Consider the following 23,690-nt stretch of genomic DNA (forward strand, 5'->3'; position numbering starts at 1 on the left):
CCGAAGAATATGTCGGTAAAGATTAGAGAGAGGTGCCCGCGTTCAACAGCTCAAGCCGTTCCAGTGCCTCGACAACGCTTTCGGAATGGGGGTTCACGTCCTGTGCATAGCGTAAGGCCTCTTCAGCCCTGACAAAATCGCCCATCGCCTCCAACGTGAAACCCAGACCGGTCAGCGCGCCAAAATGCTGCGGGTTCAGTGCCAGCACCATGCGAATATCGCTCAGCGCCAGAGCATATTCACCCTGCAAGTAGAATGTGGTGGCCCGCCCGTTCCAGGCTTGTGCATGTCCCGGCGCATGATCAATCGCTGCGGTGAAGTGCTCCACGGCGAGGATCAAATCATCGGCCTCCAGCGCGGCCTCGCCCCGATCGACCAAAAGATCAATCGCCTCCGATCCCGAATCGGACCAGCGCCGCACGATGGCACTCTCGATGCCTTCGATGTCCTGCGCCTCCGGATCGCTCAACTCTGCCAGCAATTCTGACAGCGTGCGCTGCGCGAAAGCGGGCATGGTTGACGTTAACGTCACGGCAAGTGCCACGAGTGCGATTGATACCTGTCTCATGCTCCCTAAACTAACACCTGTAATTCCAAATGCGAGGGGCACCCTCGCCGCATGATGAAATGAGAGGAAAGAACATGAGCGCGATTGTCGATATGGCCGTGACCGCCCTGACCGAAAAGCTCGACGGCGGCACCTTCGATGCTGGTTCCGTGAAGTTCCAGATCGAAGATGAAGGCGCCGTCATGATGGACAGCGACGGTGTGCGCGCCGACGATGGAGAGGCCGATTGCACGCTGATCGCGGATGCGGAAACCTTTCAGGAAATCCTCTCCGGCGAACTGAACCCGACCGCAGCCTTCATGGGTGGCAAGCTCAAGGTCGAAGGCAATATGGGCCTTGCCATGCAGCTCGGCTCCGCACTGGGCTAAGCACATGACGACGGACGCACCTCTCCACCTCGACATTGCCGACGCGCCTGCGGGCGGCACCGCGCAATATCACACCGTCGGAGAGATGCAGATCCGCATCGCGACATGGCCGGGCGGGCAGAATGGCACCGTTCTCATCCTGCCCGGCCGTACGGAGTACATCGAAAAATATGGCCGCGTGATCACGCGCTTTGTCATGCAGGGCTATTCGGTTGCCTGCATCGACTGGCGTGGACAGGGTCTGTCGACACGTCCCGGCGGCAATCTGGAACTGGGCCACGTGCGCAGTTTCTCGGAATACCAGCACGATCTGAAGGCTATGCTGGCCGTCACGCAGGACTGGCCGACGCCACGCCACATAGTCTGCCACTCGATGGGGGGCTGCATCGGATTGCGGGCGCTTTCCAATGGTTTGGAGGTTGCCAGCGCAACCTTCTCCGCCCCGATGTGGGGCCTTCACCTCAAGCCCGCCGAACGGATGTTTGCACCGTTCACGATCCGCTTTTTACGCGCCATGGGACGGGGCCAGGACTTCGCGCCTGGAGGTCGCAACTCACGGTCTGTCCTGCTGAAATCCTTTGAAGACAATCCGCTGACAACCGACCCGGAAACATTTGCCTGGTTCCGTGGTCAACTCAAATCGCACGCCATTCTGGGCCTTGGCGCGCCATCCGTTTCATGGCTGGGCGCAGCCTTTGATGAAATGGAAGAGCTGCATGACGCCCCAATGCCCACCTGCCCCGTCCTCGTGGGCGTCGGGGGGGATGAGGAAGTCGTAAGCACATCAGCCATTCTCAGTCAGATGGAACGCATTCCCAACGGGACTTTGGTTAACCTCGGCGATGCACGCCACGAGTTATTCATGGAGCGGCCGGAGCTTCTGAACGAATGGTGGACCCGGATCGACGCACATCTGGCAAATACCAATCAGTAAGCGCCGACGTGATCGGCCGTGAGACCCGCAATAGCATTCCGATCTTTGATCCGAATTCTGGCGCGAGAAACGAACGCAAAGCTGGGATTGCCGAATAATCCGCAACCTGACCTTACCCGTTCAGCAACGCCAAAGCCTCCGCATGGATTTCCGCGTTCGCGGCCGCGATGACCTGACCGCCCTCATGGGCCGGTCCGCCCTGCCAGTTGGTCACGACACCTCCGGCAGCCTCGACAACGGCCATAGGCCCCTGAATATCATAGCTCTGCAAGCCTGCCTCAATCACAAGATCGACTTGCCCAAGCGCGACGAGTGCATAGCCATAGCAATCGAGCCCATAGCGGGTCAGCCGCGTCGCATCGCGAACCCGCTCAAAGGCCAGTCGCTCGTCCTGTGTCCCAACTTCCGGGAACGTCGTCATCAAAATGGCCTGGTCAAGCGTCCTTGCGGCATGGGTACTCAAGGGTGTCGCAAATCCATTGCGCACCAATTCAGCGCGCCCAAATCCGCCGCTGAAGCGCTCCCCTAAATATCCCTGATCTATCATGCCGAAGAGCGGTGCCTCACCCCGGTTCACCGCGATCAGCGTTCCCCAACTCGGCGCACCCGCAATGAATGCGCGCGTCCCATCAATCGGATCCAGTACCCAAGTTAGCCCGGAAGAGCCGTCCTTGCGGCCCTCTTCCTCACCCAGAATACCGTCCTCGGGGCGCAAATCGGCCAAAACCGCGCGCATCGCACGCTCGGCGGCCTTGTCCGCGTCTGTTACGGGGTCGAACGCACCCTCGCCCGCCTTGTTGGCAAGCCCAAAGTCGCTCTGTCGGAAATAGGGAGAGATTGCAGCCCACGCTGCATCGGCCATCAGATCGGCCACCTGGCGAATTTCTTTCGCCAGCACGTCTTGCTGTTCCAATGACATTCTCCCATCAGCGCACGGCAAACGGGGTGTCACAACCGGTCCAAAGGTGCAAGAGCCGGACGGAGGGCAAGTCCTCCGTCCGCGGGACCGTTTGTTTAGGCAGCGTCGCTCAAAACACGTGCCAGATCGAACAGACGGCGGCGCTGCTCCTCTGGGATCGCGTAATAGGACCGGACAAGCTCTTGCGCTTCACGGTCAACGATCAGATCGCCCTGTGTCGCCTCACCGGTGATGGCACTCATCGCCAGATCGCGCTCTTCCCCTTCAAGACCCTCGAAGAAGAAGTTGATCGTCACGTCGGTCGCATTCGCGATATCCCAAAGGCGGGACGCGCTGACGCGGTTCATGCCGGTTTCATATTTCTGGATTTGCTGGAACTTGATTCCGACTTTTTCAGCGAGTTGTTGCTGGGTCATGCCCACCATCCAACGGCGATGCCGGATACGTTTGCCGACATGTACGTCTACGGGATGCTTCATCTTTTCGGTGTCCTGTCGTCTTTTTGCTTGCTCAACGGTCCCCAAACCACGGGACACTATGCAAGGGTCATGCCAACTTTTAATTATGGCAAAACAAAGACAGAGCACGTGAGGCTGCACGTGTGCGGTTTAGTGCTTTTCGCGCACGTTATGCGTGCAGCCTCAATCTAGTCACAATCGTTACCAAGTGATATTTGCAAAACGCAATGCATTTTGCATACACGCGCAGGTTTATCCCGCTTTGCGAGACTCTCGCTTGCGCTCATGCGGATCGAGGAAACGCTTGCGCAACCGGATTGCCGACGGTGTCACCTCAACCAGCTCATCGTTGTCGATATAGGCGATCGCTTCTTCCAGGCTCATCCGCACGGGCGGGGTCAGCACCACCGCCTCATCCTTACCTGACGCACGGACATTGGAAAGCTTCTTGCCTTTCAGCGGGTTAACTTCGAGGTCGTTATCGCGGCTATGCTCCCCCAGGATCATCCCCTGGTACACCTTCTCGCCTGAGCCAATGAAGAATTTACCCCGGTCCTCAAGGTTGAAGATTGCGTAGGGCACAGACGTGCCAGTCTCCATCGAGATCAAGACACCCTGCCGGCGCCCCGGAATCGCACCTTTGAAAGGCGCCCAAGAGTGAAAGACGCGGTTGAGCACACCCGTCCCACGTGTGTCTGTCAGGAATTCACCGTGATAACCAATCAACCCGCGGGAGGGGACAGCTGCGACAATTCGCGTCTTACCGCCGCCTGCGGTCCGCATCTCCAACAGCTCACCTTTGCGCGCGGCAAGTTTTTCGACCACGACGCCGGAATATTGCTCATCCACGTCGACAGTGACTTCTTCAATCGGCTCCAGCCGCTCACCGTCTTCGTCACGGAACAGCACCTGTGGGCGCGAGACGCTCAGCTCAAAGCCCTCGCGGCGCATATTCTCGATCAGAACACCCATCTGCAATTCACCACGACCGGCAACCTCAAACGCCTCACCGCCCGGTGTGTCCGAAATGCGGATCGCCACATTTGACTCCGCCTCCTTCATCAGGCGGTCACGGATAACACGGCTTTGCACCTTGTCACCGTCCTGACCGGCCAGCGGGCTGTCATTGATCCCGAATGTGACGGTAATGGTTGGTGGATCAATCGGCTGTGCGGGAATGGCGTCGGTCACGGCCGTATCGCACAACGTATCGGCGACGGTCGCCTTGCTCATCCCGGCGATAGAAACGATGTCCCCTGCCTCGGCCTCATCAATCGGGGTTTGTGCCAGACCACGGAACGCGAGGATCTTGGACACGCGGAAGCGCTCAATTTCTTTGCCCTCGCGGCTCAACGCCTTGATCTGCTGCCCGGTCTTCAGCGTGCCGGTCTCGATACGACCCGTCAGAATGCGGCCCAGGAAGCTGTCGCCCCCCAAAGTGGTCGCCAGCATCGAGAAAGGCTGATCGCGGTTCTCCAACACCTTCGGGGCGGGCACGTGATTGATGATCAACTCATAAAGCGCATCGAGATTCTCGCGCGGGCCGTCCAGTTCCATATCCGCCCAGCCAGAACGGCCGGACGCATACATCACCGGGAAGTCGAGCTGGTCTTCATCCGCGTCGAGATTGGCGAACAGATCGAACACCTCATCGAGTGCGCGGTCCGGTTCCCCATCCGGTTTGTCCACCTTGTTGACCACAACAATCGGGCGCAGGCCCAGTGCCAGCGCCTTGGATGTCACGAATTTCGTCTGCGGCATCGGTCCTTCTGCTGCATCGACCAGCAGAACAACTCCATCGACCATCGACAGGATCCGCTCAACCTCACCGCCGAAATCGGCGTGACCGGGGGTGTCGACGATATTGATACGGGTTCCGTTCCATTCAACGCTGGTGGCCTTGGCCAGAATCGTGATCCCGCGCTCACGCTCCAGATCGTTGCTGTCCATCGCGCGCTCGGCGACGGCCTGATTGGCGCGAAAGGCGCCGGATTGTTTCAGCAGTTCGTCCACAAGCGTTGTCTTGCCGTGGTCAACGTGCGCGATAATCGCGATATTGCGAAGGTCCATGGGTCAGCCCATCCGTCAGCGTAAAAGGGGTTCTCGCGCGCATGAACCTCATTTTGCGCCGCAACACCACCCCCAATGCACGCATTACCGGTATGAGACGCTGCGAAGCGGAACCCCATCCTCGCCCAGATCGACAATCGGATCGGCGCGGCTCAGCCATGTCTTGAGCTCTGCCAGCACGGTGTCGAGTTGCCGGGCCTCAACCGCAGCCTCGCAGCTTGCAAGGTCGGGGTCCGCGGCAAGCGAAAGAACGGCCCCCAGAAACGGATAGCCAAACTGGGCAGCATCCGGGTCACGTCCACAGAGTTTCACCTCAAGCAGGCAAAGCTGGGCCCGGCGGAGATCCGTCACCAGACTTTCGCGCATATCGGGGCGCAGCGCATCACCGGCCTGCTGCCACCCCGCGCCCACGGGCGCGCAGATCAGCGTCGAAAGCAGGGATGCGCGATCCGCAGGTTTCAACAGGAACGCATCGGCACCGGCGGCCATCGCTTCCGCTTCCATGGGGCTGCCGGACAGCACCACGATCCGGGGCCGGGCAAACCGCGCCTGCGACACCTGAGCAATCAGGTCCAGCCCATCGCCGTCAGGCAGACCCGGATCGACAATCAGAATGTCAGGACGAAAACTGCGCATATGACGCATCGCAGCCTCCACACCGTCAGCCCTTCGAAACCGGCCGCCCGCCGCGCGGATCATCCGCGCCATGATGGCGGCCGCGGTTGCACTGTCTTCGACAAGCAACACGCGCTTTGCATGAAGAACGCCGCGCGCGGCGGATGTGATACTCGGCTGCAACGAAACGACATTCATGCTCACTCTCCCATTCTAGAAGTGAGCCAACATTGGAATCGGGGGAGTGAATATGAAGTTAACGCACCAAAGGTGCGCTGGTACCCGTGCCCGGACTCGAACCGGGAAGCCTCGCGGCGGCGGATTTTGAATCCGCTGCGTCTACCAATTCCGCCACACGGGCAACGCCCGGCTCAATAGCCATGCCACGCAAAAATCGTCAAGGCGAAACGCGCGTGGACAGTGCGAATACAGACTGGTAGGCGATTGGCATGATACGTGCGCTCTATGACTGGACCCTCCGCCTTGCCGACCACCGCTATGCGCTGTGGGTTCTGGCCGCTGTCAGCTTCATTGAGAGCTCGTTCTTTCCGATCCCGCCTGACATTCTGCTGATCCCGATGGTACTGGCCGCGCCACACCGTGCATGGCTGATTGCCGGGGTCTGCACTGTGTCCAGCGTTCTGGGCGGTCTGTTCGGCTATTGGATTGGCGCCGAGTTCATGGAGCTGATCGGACGGCCTGTCCTCGATTTCTATGGCAAAGGCCCGCTCTTTGAAGACTTTGCCCGCAGGTATGAGGAAGCAGGCCCATGGGCGGTTCTGTTCGCGGGTCTGACGCCGTTTCCCTACAAGATCATCACGATCGCATCCGGGGCCACCGGCCTCGACCTTGCGACATTCATGATCTCTTCCGTCATCGCACGTGGCCTGCGCTTCTTCATCGTTGCCGCGCTGCTTTGGAAATTCGGTGAACCAATCCGCGAGTTCATCGAACGCCGCTTGGGTTGGCTCTTTACCCTTGCCGTTGTCCTGTTGATCGGCGGCTTTGCCATGGTGAGGTTCCTGTGACGCGACACCTTTATATCCTGCTGACCACATCAGGCTCTATCGCCCTGCTCGGCGGCGCTTTGCTGTTTCAATATGTTGGCGGTCTTGCCCCCTGCCAGATGTGCATCTGGCAGCGCTGGCCCCATGCCGCAGCCATCGTGCTTGGTGTGCTCGCTCTTGCGCAGATCCGCCGCGCCCGCGGGTTCGCGGCCATTGCAGCCCTCGCAATGCTGATTGGCGCGGGCATCGGTGTGTTTCACGCAGGGGTGGAATGGGACTGGTGGGAGGGCATCACCGCCTGCGCCGGGTCCGGCAATGCGCTTGACGGGCTCACCGGCGACTCGCTGCTGCCATCTTCGGGCGGCGCGTTGGGCGTTGTGCGCTGTGACGAGGCCGCTTGGGTTTTCCTCGGCCTGTCCATGGCGGGCTGGAACGCTGTGTTCTCGCTGATCCTCGCGGGCCTCTGGATCAAGGTCGCCAGCACACCCAGAGCGGCGGGCTAGGCCTCCAGCTCCGCATCCCAGTACAGGAAGTCCATCCAGCTTTCATGCAGAAAGTTCGGCGGAAAGCGCCGACCATTATTCTGCAACTGCTCAGGATGAGGCCGCACCGGCGTCGCCCGCAGGCGCATCCCCGCGCCTTTCAGCGTCTTTGACCCTTTGCGCAAATTGCATGGGCTGCATGCGGCAACCACATTGTCCCATGTTGTCCGCCCGCCACGGGCCCGCGGAATGACATGGTCAAACGTCATCTCCCCTTGCGCCCCGCAATATTGGCACGTGAACCCGTCCCGCAAGAACAGGTTGAACCGGGTGAACGCCGCCGTCTTGGCGGGCTTCACATAGTCTTTCAGCACGACGACAGAGGGCAGCCGCATCTCCATGCTCGGAGAGTGTGCGACCGTGTCATATTCCGCGATGATCTGCACCCGATCCAGGAATGCGGCCTTCACCGCTTCCTGCCACGGCCACAATGAAAGCGGAAAATAGCTGAGCGGCCGATAGTCCGCATTCAAAACCAGCGCGGGGTGATCCTTGAGTGCGCCGGAAGAGCGGACAAAATTGCTGGCAAATGAAGTGTCAGTCATCGGACTCGTCTCCCGTCCCGGCCTGCCTCGTGGCATTGGAGACGGGACATGCCCGTCCCTTTGCGTCGACTATATCTGCCATCGAAGAGCGATCAAGACTCTAGATGAGGGGCAGCTTGCCGCATCTATAGGCACGATCCGTGACAGGCACATGACGTGGATGTGCCTGCCCCAAAGTGTAAACAGGTGTTAACCTGCAGCCATCCACGTGGTGCACGGGTTGTGCACACTTTGTGCACGCGCTGTGTACAGCGTTTTTCAGGAGAGCCAGCCGTGAATGCGCTGGAGTGCCAGCGTCAGACCGTCCGGCGCAATCCCGTGTCCGATCCCCGGGCTCACATGGGTCTGCACGTCAAATCCGGCCTTTTTCAGAACACCCTCAGCCTCTGGCATCGAAACGGGCGAAACCACCTCATCCGCATCACCATGGATCAGCTGAACCGGCGGCTTCGTGGTCACATCGCCAATGTCTTCGGGGCGCAATAGACGACCCGAGAACCCGACAATCCCAGCCAGCGCACTCTCACGACGCGGTCCGACATGAAGGCTCATCATCGTGCCCTGACTAAAGCCCACGAGGACGGTTCGCTCAGGCCCAATCCCTGTATCTGCCTGAACTTCATCAAGAAATCCGTGCAACTTTTCAGATGATGCCGCAAAGCTACGGCCCATCTCGACCTCGCTTGAGCCATCCATCCACGGGATCGGAAACCACTGATGGCCCATCGGATTAACCGTGCAAGGCTCGGGCGCATTGGGCGACATGAACATCACATTGGGCAGATGCGGAGCAAGCGGATCGGCCAGCCCGATCAGGTCGTTGCCATCTGCTCCATACCCGTGCAGCAGGATCACAAGCGCATCCGCGTGGCCTGATTTCGCCTCGCGTACCGGTCCTGTCAAAAATGCCATCTCAACTCTTCCTTCATAAATTCAGCGTATGCCCTCTCGGGACTTTGCCACCCTGTAATAGGCCCACAGCAACCGCGCAGCGACCGACCGCCACGGGCTCCAATCCTCAGCCAGCTTGCGCAACTCCTTCTCGCTGGGCCGTTCGGGCAGATCAAACAGGATGCGCGCGGCCTCCTGCAAGGCCAGATCGCCCGGGGCGAACACATCTGCTCGGCCGAGGGAGAACATGGCATAGATTTCTGCCGTCCAGACACCGATCCCCTTGACCTCTGTCAGTTGGGCGACGACCTCGGCATCAGGAAGGGATCGCAACGCCACATAGTCGAGATCCGCGTCGATCAGCGCGCGCACGTAGCGCAGTTTGGGCCGCGACAACCCAAGGGCGCGAAGTGCGTCATCATCCAACTTTCTGCATCCGTCCGCAGAAACGGCATCTGCCGCCTCCAACCTTGCCCAAATTCCGCTGGCCGCCGCGACGGAGATTTGTTGGCTGACGATTGCGGACAATAGGGCCTGAAAGCCGTCATCGCGCCGCCGCAGCGGCAAGGGTCCCGTCTGCGCAAGGGCCCGCGCAAAGCGCGGCTCATGCTGCGCCAACCAAGCGGCACCCTCAGCAACATCCGCGTCCGCGTGAATGCAGCGCCCAATACTCAAATCGTTTGGCCCGCCCGCAAGAACGGTGCCTCGGTCAAGAGTGCGGGCAGTTCCGACATAGAGGCAAACCCTTGCGCACCCATATCTTTTCCGTGTGGAGCATAGGCCAATGCCGCTATTCCGGCAGCCTGCGCCGCCTTGATGCCTGTCCGGCTATCCTCGATCACGACAGCCTCGTGCGCGGCAACGCCGGTCAATGCCAGAGCAGCCAGGTAAACATCAGGTGCGGGCTTGGGCGCGGCCACATCCTGCCGGCTTACGATCCGCCCGACAAACCGGTCGAGCAGCCCGGTCCGGCCCAGCGTGATCTCCATCTTGCGCCGTGGCCCGTTTGAACCAATGGCCATCTCAAGCCCCTGCCCCGCACACCAGTCGAGCATCTCTGCTACACCCGGAATCAGCTCAACTTGCTGTGCAAGGGCCTCAAAAATTTCTTCGTAAAGTGCATCGCGCCAGCCCTCTTCAATCCGCGCACCCATCGCGGCCGCCTTCTCTCCGACGCCCTGAATTGTGCCCCCTACAAAATTCTCCTCAACCTCGTGCTGCGTCATTTCCAGCCCGCGTGCGGCCAGATTTCTTTGAATGATCGCGTTGGTTAGCGGCTCACTGTCCACCAGAACACCGTCGCAATCGAAGATCACAGCTTTGAGCATCGTGTTGATTTCCCCGCATCTGAGGTTCAAAGAGATCGCATGACCGATCTTTCCTCCCCCCTTGTCGATGATCGCCGCGCGCGGCGCAATGTTGCAGTTCTCGTGGCCGCGCAGGGCCTTTTGGGCGCGCAAATGCCGGTGGCCTTCGTCTTGGGCGGGCTTGCCGGGCAACTGCTTGCAGAAAACAAGCTCTATGCCACGCTGCCCATTTCGATGGTGGTGATTGTTTCGATGATCGCGGCACCGATCCTGTCAATGTTGATGGGGCGCATCGGACGGCAATGGGGCTTTTTCATTGGGGCTGCGGGGGGCGCAATCGGTGCTGCACTCAGCGTACAGGCGCTGCTCACCGGCAGTTTCACGCTGCTGCTGATCGGGCACGGATTGACCGGTATCTATATGGCCGCACAGGGCTTTTACCGTTTCGCTGCCACAGATGTTGCCAGCGAGGCATTCCGTCCAAAGGCGATTTCATATGTTCTCGCAGGCGGATTGGCCTCGGCCATTATCGGCCCTCAGATCGTCATCTGGTTTGGTGAGGCTTTGGCCCCGATCCAGTTTGCGGGAGGGTATGCAGCGATTGTGCTCGTCAACGTCGTCGGCGCGTTTCTGTTCTTCTTCCTCGACATCCCAAAGCCCGCACGCACCAGCGAGGATGGCGCATCAGGCCGCCCGATGAGAGAGATCCTGGCACAGCCCCGCGTCTACACCGCAATCATTTGCGGCATGGTCTCCTATGCGCTGATGAACCTGATGATGACCTCCACCCCGTTGGCCGTCGTCGGGTGCGGTTTCACCACCGAGGATGCAGCCAGTGTGGTACAGTTCCATGTTCTGGCGATGTTCGCGCCTAGCTTCTTCACCGGCAGTTTGATTGCGCGCTATGGTGTGGAGCGGATCATCGCCATCGGCCTTGCCCTGTTGCTGCTGGCGGGCATCGTTGCCTTGTCAGGCGTGGAGCTTGGTCAGTTCTATGCGGCCCTCATCCTTCTGGGACTTGGCTGGAATTTTGGCTTCATCGGTGCCACCGCCATGCTGACCTCCGCCCATCGGCCCGAGGAACGGGCGAAGGTGCAGGGCCTCAATGATTTCCTCGTCTTCGGTATGGTCGCCGTGGCGAGCTTCGCCTCCGGCGGGCTGATGAACGGCGTCGGCGCAGATGACGTTCTGCTCGGCTGGTCGGCCGTGAACTACGCCATGGTGCCGTTCCTGCTGCTCGCGGGAATTGTGCTCGGCCTTTATGTTCTGCGCGGCAAGGCAGCGATGGCCTGACGCGCTACCACCGCCCTGTGAGAGAGCGCATAAGCAAACCGCCCTTACGGGCAAAGTCCGAGCGCGGCACGCCTTGCAATATGCATTCAGGGTCTTTCACCACGGCTTTGAGCACTGCTTCGCTTTGCCAAGTGGCGCGCAGCGCAGGAACGGCGGCTGCGGGTGCCCCAATCTTGCGCGCGTCAGCCAGTCGGTCGAGGCCTTGGATCGCGATGCTCGACAGCACCTCCCGTTCCAGCGATCCCATTTGGCCATTCAGCAACGCCGTGCGGTCAAAGCCGCCCGGAACCGGATCACGTCCCGCCGCCCAAAGCGCCGGGAGGGCTCGCATCAGGTTCGCTGCACCCATGGCCCACCCAGCCGCGCGCGCCATCTTCGCGGCCTCGCCCGCGCCAAGCGCCTGAACGGCAAGGGCCATTAATCCACCAGAGGTCGCCGCGATATAGGCATCAAAGCTGGCCCGTCCTGCATGCGCATCGTCGTAGATGTCAAAGGCGCGCGCGTCGATCAGGGCATCGAACGGTGCGCGTGGCAGATCATGTGCCGCAATCACCTCGGCCAGTGGGGCCACGACCTCATGACGGCGTGTCGGTTTGCCATCGTAGATTTCGGCGATGGCATCGCGCCACCATTGCAGGCGGATCTCAGCCAACGGTGCCTCGCTGACGACCCACGGTGCCTTGGCCACTTCCGAGTTGAAAGCATAGAGTGGGAACAGGACCTCACGCGCCGCGACCGGACCGCTCATCGCGCTCAGGAATCGATCGGGATCGGCATTCTCAACCAATGCTGCACAATCCTGCCAGCTCATGCCGGTTCCACCACAAAGACCGCGTAGGCATAGTTGTCGCCCCAACGACGGAACAGAGCGACCTCCTCTGCCGCGCCTTCCAATACCGCGCGAAGTGTTTCGTCAGCCTCCGGCCTTAGCGCCTCAGCCCGTGTGCCCAATGGGCCAAGATAGTCCTCCCAATCCGACTTGGGCTGGACGAAATCGGATACAACACGAAATCCCGCCGCCTCAACGCGCGCACGCACGCCCGTCCGGTTGGTCATCTGAGGGTATTCCATCCAAAACAGCCGGGCGGCCTCATCAGGTTGTTTTCGAATCCAGATGACCTCTGAGAAGGCGATGCGTCCGCCCGGTGCAAGCAGGGGACGCCAGGTCCGCAAGCCGTCCTCAACCCCCAGAAAATAGAGCGCGCCTTCACAGAGAATAAGATCAAGCGTTCCTTGTGCAAAACCAGGATCGGCCATGTCAGCCTGTCGCGTCGAAAGCCGCGCGCTGAGCCCCGCAGCAGAGGCACGCTGGCGCAACGTCTCAAGATAGGGTCCGTGATGATCGACGGCGGTGACCCGCGCCTCCGGCAAGGCCCGCAGGGCGACGAGTGAGGCCGCCCCCGGCCCGCTGCCCATATCCGCAATCTGCGCGGCCCCATGGATGCCTGCCTCACCCAACGTGCGCAAGGTCGTGGCATCGGAGCCCGGAGCCTCTCGCAAAAGACCCTGATGCAAGGTGAAAATCGGATCGGTCACGCCTGCCCCTTTAACTTTCCCCAAATACGCATGTTGCGCCGTCAGACAGGTGCGCCATCCCGGATCAATTTCCAGACCACCGCATCCTTGAGCGCCTGAAAACTTGCGTCGACAATGTTTTCTGACACCCCGACCGTGGACCAGCGGCGGCCATGCGCGTCTTCACTGTCGATCAGAACGCGGGTTACGGCCTCGGTCCCGCCATTAGTGATGCGAACCTTGAAGTCCACCAGCTTCATATCGTCGATATAGTCCTGATAGCGGCCCAGATCCCGGCGCAGCGCGGCAGAAAGCGCATGAACCGGACCTTGATCCGCCTCACTTTCGCCAAAGAAACTGTCAGCAGCGGAGATGATGCGTTCACCTGCAATCTCGACGACGACGACGGCCTCGGACACCGTGATCCGCTCACCCTTTGCATTGCGTCGCTTCTCGACCGTGACGCGGTAGCGCTCCACCTCAAAGAAAGTCGGCAACTGGCCGAGGATGTGTCGCGCCACCAGTTCGAAAGAGCCGCGCGCGCTGTCATAGGCAAAGCCCTGATCCTCGCGCAATTTGATTTCATCGAGGATCATGCCGAGGCGTGGGTCGCCCTTCTCCACGGTGATACCCGCCTCATCGAGGCGCTTTTTCAGGTTTGACTGCCCCGCCTGATTGGACATGGGAACGACGCGGGCATTGCCGACGATTTCCGGCACCACATGCTCATAGGTGGTCGGATCCTTGAGGATGGCAGACGCATGCAGGCCCGCCTTATGGGTAAAGGCGGACGCACCGACATAGGCGGCATGGCGGTTCGGAACCCGGTTTAGGATATCGTCGAGCATCCGGCTGATCCGCGTCAGATCCGCCAGTTTCTCCACCGGAATGCCCGTGTCGAACTGGCTGGCAAACGGTTCTTTCAGCAGCAACGTCGGGATGATCGAGACGAGGTTGGCGTTGCCGCACCGCTCTCCCAATCCGTTGAGCGTGCCCTGAATTTGACGTGCGCCCGCCTCAACCGCAGCGAGCGACCCGGCGACCGCCGTTTCGGTGTCATTATGCGTGTGGATGCCGAGCTTTTCGCCAGGAACGCCAGAGGCGATGACCTCCCGCACGATGCGCCCAATCTCTTCGGGCAGCGTGCCACCATTGGTGTCGCAGAGCACAACCCAGCGACACCCGGCGTCCAGCGCGTCATGCAGACATGCGAGGGCGTAGTCCGGGTTCGACTTGTAACCGTCAAAGAAGTGTTCGGCGTCAAACAGCGCCTCGCGGCCCTGAGCGACGATGTGAGAGAAGCTGTCGCGGATATTCTCGCGGTTTTCGTCCAACGTGATGCCCAGCGCGGTTGTGACGTGGAACTCGTGGCTCTTGCCCACGAGGCAGACGGCTGGTGTGCCTGCGTTGAGCACCCCGGAAAGCACCTCGTCATTCGCCGCAGAGCGCCCGGCGCGCTTTGTCATGCCAAAGGCGGTGAAGGTGGCGCGACTGAGCGTCGGCGCTGCGTCGAAAAAATCGCTGTCGGTCGGGTTGGCGCCGGGCCAGCCGCCCTCGACATAATCGAGCCCCAACTCATCAAGGGCGCGCGCGATGCGCTGCTTGTCATCAAGCGAAAAATCCACGCCATGGGTCTGCTGCCCATCGCGAAGGGTGGTGTCGAAGAGGGAGAGTTTTTCGCGGGTCATTGGGCGGTCTCCCCAAAAGGCGTTTGGCAGTAGCTCTTTACGTCATAACAGAGGGCATTTCCCGACCGCGGGTGGGGAAGAATTCCCCGCATCGCTCCGCAGGAGCGCGCCTTTGGCGCGACGGGGCGGTCGGGGAATGCCCGGTCTACGACCGAGCCAGGGAGAATTTGGACGAACCCCATCACTCCACCCCTTCCAGCTTCGTCGCATCAAACTCGGGTGACAGTTCCCAGACAGCACCCTCAGCGGTGTCTTTCACCACCACTCCGGCGGCTGCGAATGCATCGCGGATCGCATCTGCTTTGGCGAAATCTTTCGCTTTGCGCGCCTCCGCCCGGGCTACGATCAGCGCTTCGATCAATGTGGCTGCATCCCCGGCCTCGGGCCCCTCTGTCCACGCGCCCATCCCTGGCAAAAGTAGTCCGAGCACCTGTGCTCCGGCCAGCAACTCCGCAGGATCGGCCAAGGCGTGCAGCGCGGCTATCGCCCGTGGGGTGGTGAGGTCATCCGCAAGCGCTTCCAGAACGGACGCGGGCACGGCGGCTGAGGGCTCGACGCCCTCTGTCGCCGTCCGCCACTTACGCAAAACGGTCTCTGCCTCTTTCGCGGCGCGATCCGTCCAGTCCATCGGCGCACGGTAGTGCGTCGAAAGCAAAACGAAGCGGATCACCTCACCCGGATAGCCCTTCTCCAAAAGATCCTGCACGGTGAGGAAGTTGCCCAGCGATTTGGACATCTTCTCCCCCTCGACCTGAAGGAAGCCGTTGTGCATCCAGATGGACGCCATATCGTCATGGCCATGGGCGCAGCGGCTTTGCGCAGCTTCATTCTCATGATGCGGAAAGGCGAGGTCGATGCCACCACCGTGGATGTCGAAGCGCTCTCCCAGAATGTCGCGCGCCATGGCGGAGCACTCGATATGCCAGCCCGGACGGCCGCGGCCCCAGGGACTGTCCCATCCCGGTGTGTCGTCATCCGACGGCTTCCAGAGGACAAAATCCATCGGGTCGCGCTTGTAAGGCGCGACTTCGACGCGGGCACCCGCGATCATGTCATCAAGGTTGCGATGGGACAGCGAACCATAGTCCGGATCGCTCTTCACATCGAACAGCGCATGCCCCTCCGCGGCATAAGCGTGGCCCTTTGCGATCAGTTCCTCGATCATCGCGATCATCTGCCCGACATAGGCCGTGGCGCGGGGCATGTGGTCGGGCTCGGCGTTGCCCAGCGCGCCCATGTCGGACAGATACCAGCCGATCGTCTCCTCGGTGATGTCACCGATGGAGCGGCCCGTTTCCGCCGCCTTCGCGTTGATCTTGTCATCTACGTCGGTGAAGTTCCGCACGTAAGTCACATTCTGCGCGCCATAGACCTCACGCAGCAGCCGCGAGAGCACGTCGAAGATCACGACAGGGCGCGCATTGCCGATATGGGCGCGGTCATAGACGGTGGGTCCGCACACATACATGCCGATCTTGCCGGGCGTGACCGGCTGAAGCTCTTTCTTGGCTTTTGTCTTGGTATCGTGAAGGCGGATCGTGGTCATGTCAGTGGCTTTCGCGCGTCGGAAAAGGAACCCCGCGCGGGCCTATCAGGTCATGGATCGGATGAAAACGACGAAACCCCGCGCGGACGATATGTCAGGCGGTAATGCAAATCCGGAAGATGATGTTTGCGTTCGTCATGTGTCGATACATATCCGCGCTTTGACGTGGCGCGCAACCCCTTGCGCAGCCAAGCCTGAGCAGATCAGAGTGCGGCTTCACGTCAGGAGGTGCTCATGCAACTGTCATCCCGTATCCGCGCGATCCCCGAACCCGCTGGCAACGCTTGGGAAATCTACGAGCGCGCGCAGGAGATGCGCACCGAAGGCATTGACGTGACCATGTTGTCGATCGGGGATCATGACACCATAACGCCAGAGCCGATCATTGCGCACATGGCCGGTGCAGCCCGACAGGGCAATACGGGGTATGCGTCGGTCCCCGGGATGGCGCCATTGCGCGCCGCGATTGCTGAACGCGCGACCTTGCGCACGGGGGCAGCAGCCGTGGCGGGCAATGTCTTTGTCACCCCCGGCGGGCAGTTCGCCTTGTTCGAAGCGCTGATGGCCGTCACCGACCCCGGCGACAAGGTGGTGATGATAGACCCCTATTACGCAACCTACCCGATCACGATCCGAGCGGCAGGCGCCGCACCTGTCATCGTGAAAGCTGACCCGGACAACGGATTTCAACCGGATTTGCAGGACATGGCCGCGAAGCTGCCGGGATGCCGGGCGCTTTTGCTCAACACACCCAACAATCCGACGGGCGCGGTCTATAGCCGCGACACGCTCAACGCGATTGCCGAGCTGTGTCAGGCCCACGATGTCTGGCTGATCTCGGACGAAGTCTATGATGGTCAAATCTGGGAGGGAGAGCACCTGTCCCCGCGCGGGCTGCCAGGGATGGCCGAGCGCACCATCGTCATCGGCTCCATGTCCAAGAGCCATATCATGACAGGTTTCCGCCTTGGTTGGGTTTTGGCACCCGAACAGGTGGTCAATGCCATCTGGGAACTGGCCATCGCTACCACATACGGCGTACCGGGATTTATTCAGGAAGCCGCGTGTTTTGCGCTGACCGAGGGCGACGCGATTGAAGCGGAGGCTACCGCGCGCTATCGCAGCCGTCGCGATCTGGCAGTGGACGTTCTGCGTGGCGCAAATGGCTTGCGCCTCTCAGCCCCTCAGGGGGCGATGTATGTGATGGTGGATATCCGGCCAACAGGGCTGAGCGGGATCGCATTCGCGCGCAAGCTGCTGGAAGAGCATCATATTGCCGTCATGCCGGGCGAGGGGTTCGGACAAGCGGCCGCCGGTCATCTGCGTGTCTCACTGACTCTAGAGGATGACGCACTTGTCGCGGCATTGCGGACTTTGGCTGGTCTTGCAGGGGCACTCGCGGTTTAGTCCAGCGTTCTGCGGGGGCGACCGCTTGCGGTCACGCGCAATGTCGCCTCGATCAACTTCTCCGCCTCCTCGACCATTGCTGTGCGCCGGTCGATGTCAACGGAATAGACAGCATTGGCCGCACCGGCCTGCGCCATCTCTTCTGCAAGACGGGCTCGCAAAACATCTTCGGCCCGCCTCCGGGCGGCGGCTTCGTCGGCAAAGACCTCTGGCCCGCTGGGCAGATTCACCGAAAAGCCACCGCTGGCCGGGGCGAGGATCGTGACCTCGCGTGTGATCCGCACCTGACCGACCACCGCACCAACAGCGTTTGCAACATCTGCGTGCCGTGGCGTGGCATCCACAGCCGACAGTCTGGCCGCCACTTTGGGATAGTAGACTGGAGCTGATGCGCCGATCCCAATCAGCGGCACGCCGAGTTCTATGCGCGGGGTCAAAAGGCCCTGATGCCCGTCCAGTGCGGCTTCGACCGGAAGGGATGTCGCGAACGTCCCGGCATCGAAACCATCTTCAGCCGCGGCCGTTTCCAGCACAGCACGCGCTGATCGGCGCACCAACTGATCCAGCACAGCCTGCGCAACTGAACTTGCATCCGGGAATACGGCCAAGCCGTTGCCGCCGCGCCGCCGGGCAAAAAGTTGGGCGGCAAGCCGCGCCGCCTCGATATTCCATGTTGTGTGAAGACCCAGCACATGCGCCGCGTCAGAGGGTGTGAACCCACATATCTGCGCCGCCCCGGTCGCAACGGCCCGCCCGATCAGCCGGTCTGCACCGCGTCGCAGCGCGAAAACCTCCAGCGCAGCAGGTTCACCGCCGATCGCTTCCAGCAGGTCGCGAATTGGGCCAGCGGGCGCAAGATCGGCAGAGATCACACGCACGAAACGGCCATCGGTATCAAGTGGACGATCGCGTTCCAGCTGCGCCTTCAGGTGTTCGAGAACCACCGGATGCTCCTGCGTCAGCAGGCTGATCGGAACCGCGCGCCGCGGCCCTAGCGTGAGGGCCGGGATCAGACCGCCCGGCTCCAAATCGACGAGACTGTCCCCGCCCAGCCCGTGGGTGCGCATCGCCACAGCCTCAACCATTGTGCGCGCCCCGCCGACCTTTGCCCCATCCGGGTCGATGCGAGGACGTCCATCCGACAACAGAGCGACATCGGTGGTGGTGCCGCCAATATCGGAAACGATCGCATCGGGCTGACCCGTGAGGAAGGATGCACCCACAAGGCTGGCAGCCGGTCCGGACAGGATCGTCTCAATCGGTCGCGTCCGGGCAAACTCTGCCGAGATAAGTGCACCATCGCCGCGCACGACCATCAGAGGAGCATGAATACCGCGTGCCAAGAGCAACGTTTCCGCAGATTGCACGAGCCGGTCGATCAGGGAAACGAGGCGCGCGTTGAGCAACGCCGTCAGCGCACGCTTGGGACCGTTGATCCGGGCGCTCAATTCGTGGGAGCAGGTCACCGGAAGGTCGAATTCAGTGCGGATCATATCGCGCAAGGCAATTTCATGGGCCGGATTGCGCACGGCGAAGAGGGATGCGACAGCCACGGCACTGACCTGCCCTGCCACCTCAGACAGTTGATCACGAATGTTGTCGATGTCGAGCGGTGCAGCCTCTCCACCGCCCGATGTGTGGCCGCCCGCGCCAAGCAGGACCGGATCAGAGCCCAGCGCCGCAGAGAGACCTGCCCGGTCCAGATCCTTTGGGCCGAACCCAACAAAGGCCAGCGCGGTCGGGGCGCCCTGCCCCTCGACCAGCGCATTGGTGGCAAGGGTTGTAGATAAGGAGACCAGGCCGATCTCCTCCGGCTTGCGTCCGGAATTTTGCAAAACAGCAGAGATCGCGTTGCCGATCCCGATGGAAAGGTCCTGTCGGGTCGTCAGCGCCTTGGCCGTCGCCACCACCGCAGCCGCGCCGTCGCCGAGCCGTGTGTCATCAATCAGCGCGGCGTCGGTATATGTACCGCCCGTGTCCAGCCCGAGGAGAAGGGTCATGTCGCCTCCCGCGCGCCCACTGCGCGCACCAGCAAAATTACACAGAGCAGGACGATGGCAAGCATGGTCCAGGCGGCGGCCCACCCCGCCCCTCCTACCATCGTCCCCATGAGCGGGGACGCCGTCAGGTAGCCGACATAGGCCAGGGCCGTGACCCCAGCCAGCACCGGCCCGCGCGCGGCGTCCGACATGCGACGGGAGACCATGCGAAACACGGTTGGTTCCACGGGGCCAACTGCAATGCCGATGATTGCACAAAGCATAACCGTGACCGGGAGCGATGGCAGCATTGAGAGCAACAGGAAGGCCGGCCCGCCGATCAGTCCGGCTGCAAGCAGAATGCGGTGCGCCCGTATCCGCAATTCAATCATATGCGCGATGAACCGTCCGCCACTCATGCCCAGCATGAAGGCAGCTGGTGCCAGTGCCGATTGGAGCGGCTCAACCAGCCAGAGCGTTTCCAGGTAAAGCACGGTCCAGCTCATCGCCGCCTGTTCCGAGAAGGCACCGGCGGCGGCGATCAGGCCCAGAAGAATGGCAATCGCGCCAAACTGCATCCCCGACGCCGGCGTCGCAGCGGCGGCCCTTTGCGCTGTCGCGCCGGCGCGGTTTTCGATCAGCGCGGCAAGTGCGAGGCTTAGCGCGACCAGGGTGAACACCTCCTCCACGCCCCCGCCAAAAGCGCGGATCGCGCCCGCCAGCGGGGCCGCGGCGACAACCGACAGGGTGAAAATCCCATGCGCCAGATTGAAGAGCCGCATTGAATACGCGTTCTCCAGGATCGAGATTCGCATATTCAACGCAATGTCGAGCCCACCGGACGCAGCACCGGCAAGGCCGAGCGCCACGCCAAGCATGCCAGCGCCGTCAGCGCGCGATAGGATCAGGCAGGCAAGGCCGAACAGGGCAAGGGACGCCGGCAACATCACCGGCTGAAACCGGCGCATGAGAAAGCCGGAGATCAGCAGCGCGGGCAATCCCCCAACTGTGATCGCCCCCATAAGCCAGCCGAACCCTGCCGCGCCGAGCGCACTGATCGCCTTGAGATCGGGCATCGAGGCCGCCAGCCCGCCCCAGAAAAACCCCGCGGCAACATAGCCGAGGCACAGGGAACTTGCCTGAATGCGGGGAGAAAGCGCAGTGGTCATGGGTCACTGCTAGCCCGGCTTCAACCCCGCGACAATGCGCATCCGGCGCGATTGCTGTCTGTTCGCGACATGATCCTTGCAGCAGAAGGGCCGCGCGATAGTCATCGCGCGGCCCCTTCCGTTCAGATTTGGAGTATCTCAGGCAGCTGAGGACGCGCTGCCCGGCTTATTTCGGCCGCCCGCGTTGCGCCGCCGTCGGTTCGGACGGCGCTTTGCGTTCGGATTGGCTGGCCCGTTGCCACGGCGATTGCGCTGGGGCTTGCGGCTTTCCTCTCCCTGGACAGAGCCGGGCAAGAGTTTCTCCCCAGTGATACGCTCAACCGCGCGCAGCTTCTTCACCTCATCCGGTGCCACGAGGCTGATCGCGATGCCGTCCGCACCATTCCGACCGGTTCGCCCAATGCGGTGAACGTAGTTTTCAGGCTCATCGGGCAGATCAAAGTTCACGACGTGGCTGATGCCTTTCACGTCTATACCACGTGCTGCAATATCCGTAGCGACAAGCACGCGGATCGTGCCGTGCTTGAAATTGTTAAGCGCTTTCTGCCGGGCGTTCTGCGCCTTGTTGCCGTGGATCGCGTCCGCTCCAATCCCGTCCTTGACGAGGTTTTGAGCGACGCGGTCCGCACCGCGCTTGGTGCGGGCAAATACGATGGCCCGCTCCACACCTTCGCCCGAGACGATCTGAGCGAGGCGCGCCCGTTTCTTGGGGCCTTCAAGCAATTCCGCGCTCTGCTCGATTTTCGTGACCACGGTCGATTGGGGCGCCACCTCTACCCGAACAGGATCCTTTAGGAAGCTGTGGGCAAGGCCCGATACTTCCTCTGGCATCGTTGCCGAGAACAGCGCCGATTGGCGGCGCGGATGCAGCATAGATACGATCCGCTTGACCGGCTTTACAAAACCCATGTCGAGCATGCGGTCCGCCTCATCCAGCACGACCCAGCGTACCTCATCAAGACGGACCTTGCGGTCATCAACGAGGTCGAGAAGGCGCCCCGGTGTTGCGATCAGAACGTCGACACCGCGGCTGAGCTGACGGACCTGACCGCCGCGGCTGGTTCCGCCGAGGACAAGGCAGGTGGAAATCCGCGCGCCGCCGGCGAAGCGACGAAACTCATCCTGGATTTGCACCGCCAGTTCGCGTGTTGGGGCCAGGACAAGCGCGCGCGCCGTTCCCGGCGTCGGGCGTCCCTGAAGGCCAAGCAAGTGATGCAGGATGGGCAGGGCGAAAGCTGCCGTCTTCCCGGTTCCTGTCTGGGCAAGCCCCAGAATGTCGCGTCCTTCCAGTTGCGGCCCGATGGCCTGCGCCTGAATCGGCGTCGGTGTGTCAAAACCCGTGCGGGCCAGTGCATTTGTGATCGGTTGCGCAAGCCCGAAGCTTGCAAAGGTCAAATCGGTCAAATTCAGTCCTAAGGCCACAAGACATGTGGCGATCCGCAAAGCCGGGCGCATCCGGTGCGGCAATTCATAAAGCGATGATCGGTCTGGGGCCGTTGGCCGCCGGGCGCGTTGCGCCATCGCGAAGGGTCTGGTGCGTCCCGCACAAGCGGGGCGAAAGAGGTTCCCGTGGAACCGACCCACGGCGCGAGGACACTGATCCCCACGAATACGGTTGGATGCGACCTAATGTGCTGCGGTGCAAAAAGCAACCCTTTCCCCTTGCACCGCAGGCCCGATTGGCCGACTTGTCACAGCAGATAGATATGTGGAGACCCTTCCGATGGCCCTGACCAAAGACGCGCTGATTGCGGCCCTTTCCGATATTCCCGACCCGTCAGGTTCCGGAAATCTCGTATCGAACGACCGCGTGCGGGCAATCACCATCGACGGCGACGCGGTTCGGTTCCTGCTTGAAATGCCGGCGGAGCTTGCTGCGCGGGCCGAACGTCAGCGGGCCGCAGCAGAACAGGTTGCAAAGACGCTCGGCGCGGCCAAGGCCTCTGTCCTGCTGACTGCGCACAATGATGGGAGCGCGCCCAAGGCTGCGCCGCCGCCAGACCTGAAAATTGGCCGTCACCCGACCCAGCAGGCTGGGCCACAGAAGGTTACGGGCGTCAATCGCATCATCGCGATTGCCTCAGGCAAAGGCGGCGTTGGCAAATCGACCGTGTCCTCAAATCTGGCCGTGGCACTTGCCCAGCAAGGCAAGCGTGTCGGACTGCTGGATGCGGATGTCTATGGTCCCTCTCAACCGCGAATGCTGGGCATCTCCGGGCGCCCGGGTGCAGGCGACGATGGGCAGACCATTATTCCCCTGCGCGCGCACGGGGTCACTGTCATGTCCATCGGCTTCATGCTGGCCGATGACGAAGCGGTCATCTGGCGTGGCCCGATGTTGATGGGGGCCTTGCAGCAATTTCTGGGACAGGTGCAATGGGGCGATCTGGATGTGCTGATCGTTGATCTGCCGCCGGGAACAGGCGACGTGCAGCTTACGCTGGCCCAGAAAGCCGAACTGACCGGCGCGATCGTCGTCAGCACGCCGCAGGACATTGCGCTGCTCGACGCGCGCAAGGCGTTGAACATGTTCTCCAAGACCAAGACACCGGTGCTTGGAATGATCGAGAATATGAGCACGCATATCTGCCCGAAATGTGGTCACGAAAGCCATATCTTCGGCAATGGCGGCGCGAAGGCCGAGGCCGAGAAGCTGCGCATCCCGTATCTTGGCGCCGTACCGCTCGACATGTCGATCCGCGAGGCGGGCGATGGCGGCGCGCCGATTACAGCGGCGGATCCCGACGGTCAGCACGCCGCCATATTTCAGGGCATGGCGCAACGTCTGATTGAAGGCGGTCTGGTCTGATCTGTCCGATCCCGCGCGATTGCAACTTCGGGTTGTCAAAAATGAACGAGATCAGGCCCA

The 23,690-nt window shown here is 61.4% G+C and carries 23 protein-coding genes and 1 tRNA gene; 7 read left to right on the forward strand and 17 right to left on the reverse strand.

Annotation, left to right across the window (positions count from 1 at the left end; translation table 11 throughout):
* Positions 1-22 precede the first annotated feature (22 nt).
* A complete protein-coding gene (locus tag POI8812_RS10055) occupies positions 23-568 on the reverse strand; it encodes a tetratricopeptide repeat protein (protein WP_108782403.1) in 546 nt (181 codons plus the stop codon).
* 74 nt (positions 569-642) lie between these two features.
* Here POI8812_RS10055 and POI8812_RS10060 point away from each other — a divergent pair, with 74 nt between their 5' ends.
* Together POI8812_RS10060 and POI8812_RS10065 are read left to right on the forward strand one after the other, a co-directional pair.
* Positions 643-936 carry an SCP2 sterol-binding domain-containing protein gene (locus tag POI8812_RS10060; RefSeq protein ID WP_108782404.1) on the forward strand — a complete coding sequence of 98 codons (294 nt, stop codon included), beginning with the start codon at positions 643-645 and terminating at the stop codon, positions 934-936.
* A gap of 4 nt (positions 937-940) precedes the next feature.
* Positions 941-1,870, forward strand: coding sequence for an alpha/beta fold hydrolase (locus POI8812_RS10065; protein ID WP_108782405.1), 930 nt, complete (start codon positions 941-943; stop codon positions 1,868-1,870).
* Between the two features lie 112 nt (positions 1,871-1,982).
* On the opposite strand, the gene hisN is transcribed toward POI8812_RS10065, so the two are convergent.
* The 5 genes from hisN to POI8812_RS10090 form a co-directional block, all read right to left on the reverse strand.
* Positions 1,983-2,783 (reverse strand): histidinol-phosphatase, encoded by an 801-nt coding sequence (gene hisN / locus POI8812_RS10070; protein WP_281258562.1) that lies wholly within the window; start codon positions 2,781-2,783, stop codon positions 1,983-1,985.
* 101 nt (positions 2,784-2,884) lie between these two features.
* Positions 2,885-3,268: a helix-turn-helix domain-containing protein gene (locus POI8812_RS10075; RefSeq protein WP_108782407.1), complete on the reverse strand. Its 384-nt coding sequence runs from the start codon at positions 3,266-3,268 to the stop codon at positions 2,885-2,887.
* A 231-nt stretch (positions 3,269-3,499) separates the two neighbouring features.
* A complete protein-coding gene (gene typA / locus POI8812_RS10080; RefSeq protein ID WP_108782408.1) occupies positions 3,500-5,317 on the reverse strand; it encodes a translational GTPase TypA in 1,818 nt (605 codons plus the stop codon).
* A gap of 84 nt (positions 5,318-5,401) precedes the next feature.
* The gene (locus tag POI8812_RS10085) at positions 5,402-6,130 is read right to left on the reverse strand and encodes a response regulator (protein WP_108782409.1); all 729 of its coding nucleotides are present in this window, start codon (positions 6,128-6,130) and stop codon (positions 5,402-5,404) included.
* 78 nt (positions 6,131-6,208) lie between these two features.
* Positions 6,209-6,293 (reverse strand) — tRNA-Leu (locus tag POI8812_RS10090).
* 88 nt (positions 6,294-6,381) lie between these two features.
* Between POI8812_RS10090 and POI8812_RS10095 the strand changes: the two genes are divergently transcribed.
* Positions 6,382-6,960 (forward strand): YqaA family protein, encoded by a 579-nt coding sequence (locus POI8812_RS10095; protein ID WP_108782410.1) that lies wholly within the window; start codon positions 6,382-6,384, stop codon positions 6,958-6,960.
* Positions 6,957-7,442, forward strand: a complete 486-nt coding sequence (locus tag POI8812_RS10100) for a disulfide bond formation protein B (RefSeq protein WP_108782411.1) — start codon at positions 6,957-6,959, stop codon at positions 7,440-7,442. The genes POI8812_RS10095 and POI8812_RS10100 overlap by 4 nt, the downstream gene beginning before the upstream one ends.
* Here the strand turns inward: POI8812_RS10100 and POI8812_RS10105 are convergent.
* The 4 genes from POI8812_RS10105 to POI8812_RS10120 all read right to left on the reverse strand — a co-directional run bounded on the left by POI8812_RS10105 (position 7,439) and on the right by POI8812_RS10120 (position 10,245).
* The gene (locus POI8812_RS10105) at positions 7,439-8,026 is read right to left on the reverse strand and encodes an HNH endonuclease (protein WP_108782412.1); all 588 of its coding nucleotides are present in this window, start codon (positions 8,024-8,026) and stop codon (positions 7,439-7,441) included. The two genes, POI8812_RS10100 and POI8812_RS10105, sit on opposite strands and share 4 nt — an antisense overlap.
* A gap of 258 nt (positions 8,027-8,284) precedes the next feature.
* Positions 8,285-8,938, reverse strand: coding sequence for an alpha/beta hydrolase (locus POI8812_RS10110; RefSeq protein ID WP_108782413.1), 654 nt, complete (start codon positions 8,936-8,938; stop codon positions 8,285-8,287).
* Between the two features lie 21 nt (positions 8,939-8,959).
* Positions 8,960-9,592 carry a DNA-3-methyladenine glycosylase family protein gene (locus tag POI8812_RS10115; RefSeq protein WP_108782414.1) on the reverse strand — a complete coding sequence of 211 codons (633 nt, stop codon included), beginning with the start codon at positions 9,590-9,592 and terminating at the stop codon, positions 8,960-8,962.
* Positions 9,589-10,245, reverse strand: a complete 657-nt coding sequence (locus POI8812_RS10120) for an HAD family hydrolase (RefSeq protein ID WP_108782415.1) — start codon at positions 10,243-10,245, stop codon at positions 9,589-9,591. Before POI8812_RS10120 ends, POI8812_RS10115 begins: the two co-directional genes overlap by 4 nt.
* Before the next feature lie 39 nt (positions 10,246-10,284).
* On the opposite strand from POI8812_RS10120, the gene POI8812_RS10125 reads away from it, so the two are divergent.
* Positions 10,285-11,517: an MFS transporter gene (locus tag POI8812_RS10125; RefSeq protein ID WP_108782416.1), complete on the forward strand. Its 1,233-nt coding sequence runs from the start codon at positions 10,285-10,287 to the stop codon at positions 11,515-11,517.
* A gap of 4 nt (positions 11,518-11,521) precedes the next feature.
* Here the strand turns inward: POI8812_RS10125 and POI8812_RS10130 are convergent, their stop codons facing one another.
* The 4 genes from POI8812_RS10130 to cysS all read right to left on the reverse strand — a co-directional run bounded on the left by POI8812_RS10130 (position 11,522) and on the right by cysS (position 16,266).
* Entirely contained in the window at positions 11,522-12,328 is an 807-nt protein-coding gene (locus POI8812_RS10130; protein WP_108782417.1) for a phytoene/squalene synthase family protein, read from the reverse strand.
* On the reverse strand, positions 12,325-13,053 hold the full coding sequence (locus POI8812_RS10135; RefSeq protein ID WP_108782418.1) for a class I SAM-dependent methyltransferase: 729 nt from the start codon (positions 13,051-13,053) through the stop codon (positions 12,325-12,327). Before POI8812_RS10135 ends, POI8812_RS10130 begins: the two co-directional genes overlap by 4 nt.
* Positions 13,054-13,094: 41 nt before the next feature.
* Positions 13,095-14,720 (reverse strand): citramalate synthase, encoded by a 1,626-nt coding sequence (cimA, locus tag POI8812_RS10140; protein ID WP_108782419.1) that lies wholly within the window; start codon positions 14,718-14,720, stop codon positions 13,095-13,097.
* 181 nt (positions 14,721-14,901) lie between these two features.
* Positions 14,902-16,266: a cysteine--tRNA ligase gene (gene cysS / locus POI8812_RS10145; protein WP_108782420.1), complete on the reverse strand. Its 1,365-nt coding sequence runs from the start codon at positions 16,264-16,266 to the stop codon at positions 14,902-14,904.
* A gap of 234 nt (positions 16,267-16,500) precedes the next feature.
* Here cysS and POI8812_RS10150 point away from each other — a divergent pair, with 234 nt between their 5' ends.
* Complete coding sequence (locus POI8812_RS10150) at positions 16,501-17,673, forward strand: pyridoxal phosphate-dependent aminotransferase (RefSeq protein WP_108782421.1); 1,173 nt, start codon at positions 16,501-16,503, stop codon at positions 17,671-17,673.
* Here POI8812_RS10150 and POI8812_RS10155 read toward each other — a convergent pair.
* From POI8812_RS10155 to POI8812_RS10165, 3 genes are all read right to left on the reverse strand, one after another.
* The gene (locus POI8812_RS10155; RefSeq protein ID WP_108782422.1) at positions 17,670-19,673 is read right to left on the reverse strand and encodes a hydantoinase/oxoprolinase N-terminal domain-containing protein; all 2,004 of its coding nucleotides are present in this window, start codon (positions 19,671-19,673) and stop codon (positions 17,670-17,672) included. The two genes, POI8812_RS10150 and POI8812_RS10155, sit on opposite strands and share 4 nt — an antisense overlap.
* A complete protein-coding gene (locus tag POI8812_RS10160) occupies positions 19,670-20,821 on the reverse strand; it encodes an MFS transporter (protein ID WP_108782423.1) in 1,152 nt (383 codons plus the stop codon). The genes POI8812_RS10155 and POI8812_RS10160 overlap by 4 nt, the downstream gene beginning before the upstream one ends.
* A gap of 138 nt (positions 20,822-20,959) precedes the next feature.
* Positions 20,960-22,225 (reverse strand): DEAD/DEAH box helicase, encoded by a 1,266-nt coding sequence (locus tag POI8812_RS10165; protein WP_211310423.1) that lies wholly within the window; start codon positions 22,223-22,225, stop codon positions 20,960-20,962.
* Positions 22,226-22,544: 319 nt separating this feature from the next.
* Here POI8812_RS10165 and POI8812_RS10170 point away from each other — a divergent pair, with 319 nt between their 5' ends.
* Complete coding sequence (locus tag POI8812_RS10170; protein WP_108782424.1) at positions 22,545-23,630, forward strand: Mrp/NBP35 family ATP-binding protein; 1,086 nt, start codon at positions 22,545-22,547, stop codon at positions 23,628-23,630.
* Positions 23,631-23,690 lie beyond the last annotated feature (60 nt).

Origin of the sequence: Pontivivens insulae (genome assembly GCF_900302495.1) — a bacterium.
Classification (GTDB): domain Bacteria; phylum Pseudomonadota; class Alphaproteobacteria; order Rhodobacterales; family Rhodobacteraceae; genus Pontivivens; species Pontivivens insulae.

Coding starts and splice junctions, on each gene's coding strand:
- POI8812_RS10055 (WP_108782403.1), bottom strand. CDS start 568: ATGAGACAGGTATCAATCGCACTCGTGGCACTTGCCGTGACGTTAACG.
- POI8812_RS10060 (WP_108782404.1), top strand. CDS start 643: ATGAGCGCGATTGTCGATATGGCCGTGACCGCCCTGACCGAAAAGCTC.
- POI8812_RS10065 (WP_108782405.1), top strand. CDS start 941: ATGACGACGGACGCACCTCTCCACCTCGACATTGCCGACGCGCCTGCG.
- POI8812_RS10075 (WP_108782407.1), bottom strand. CDS start 3,268: ATGAAGCATCCCGTAGACGTACATGTCGGCAAACGTATCCGGCATCGC.
- typA (WP_108782408.1), bottom strand. CDS start 5,317: ATGGACCTTCGCAATATCGCGATTATCGCGCACGTTGACCACGGCAAG.
- POI8812_RS10085 (WP_108782409.1), bottom strand. CDS start 6,130: ATGAATGTCGTTTCGTTGCAGCCGAGTATCACATCCGCCGCGCGCGGC.
- POI8812_RS10095 (WP_108782410.1), top strand. CDS start 6,382: ATGATACGTGCGCTCTATGACTGGACCCTCCGCCTTGCCGACCACCGC.
- POI8812_RS10105 (WP_108782412.1), bottom strand. CDS start 8,026: ATGACTGACACTTCATTTGCCAGCAATTTTGTCCGCTCTTCCGGCGCA.
- POI8812_RS10110 (WP_108782413.1), bottom strand. CDS start 8,938: ATGGCATTTTTGACAGGACCGGTACGCGAGGCGAAATCAGGCCACGCG.
- POI8812_RS10120 (WP_108782415.1), bottom strand. CDS start 10,245: ATGCTCAAAGCTGTGATCTTCGATTGCGACGGTGTTCTGGTGGACAGT.
- POI8812_RS10125 (WP_108782416.1), top strand. CDS start 10,285: ATGACCGATCTTTCCTCCCCCCTTGTCGATGATCGCCGCGCGCGGCGC.
- POI8812_RS10130 (WP_108782417.1), bottom strand. CDS start 12,328: ATGAGCTGGCAGGATTGTGCAGCATTGGTTGAGAATGCCGATCCCGAT.
- cimA (WP_108782419.1), bottom strand. CDS start 14,720: ATGACCCGCGAAAAACTCTCCCTCTTCGACACCACCCTTCGCGATGGG.
- cysS (WP_108782420.1), bottom strand. CDS start 16,266: ATGACCACGATCCGCCTTCACGATACCAAGACAAAAGCCAAGAAAGAG.
- POI8812_RS10150 (WP_108782421.1), top strand. CDS start 16,501: ATGCAACTGTCATCCCGTATCCGCGCGATCCCCGAACCCGCTGGCAAC.
- POI8812_RS10155 (WP_108782422.1), bottom strand. CDS start 19,673: ATGACCCTTCTCCTCGGGCTGGACACGGGCGGTACATATACCGACGCC.
- POI8812_RS10160 (WP_108782423.1), bottom strand. CDS start 20,821: ATGACCACTGCGCTTTCTCCCCGCATTCAGGCAAGTTCCCTGTGCCTC.
- POI8812_RS10170 (WP_108782424.1), top strand. CDS start 22,545: ATGGCCCTGACCAAAGACGCGCTGATTGCGGCCCTTTCCGATATTCCC.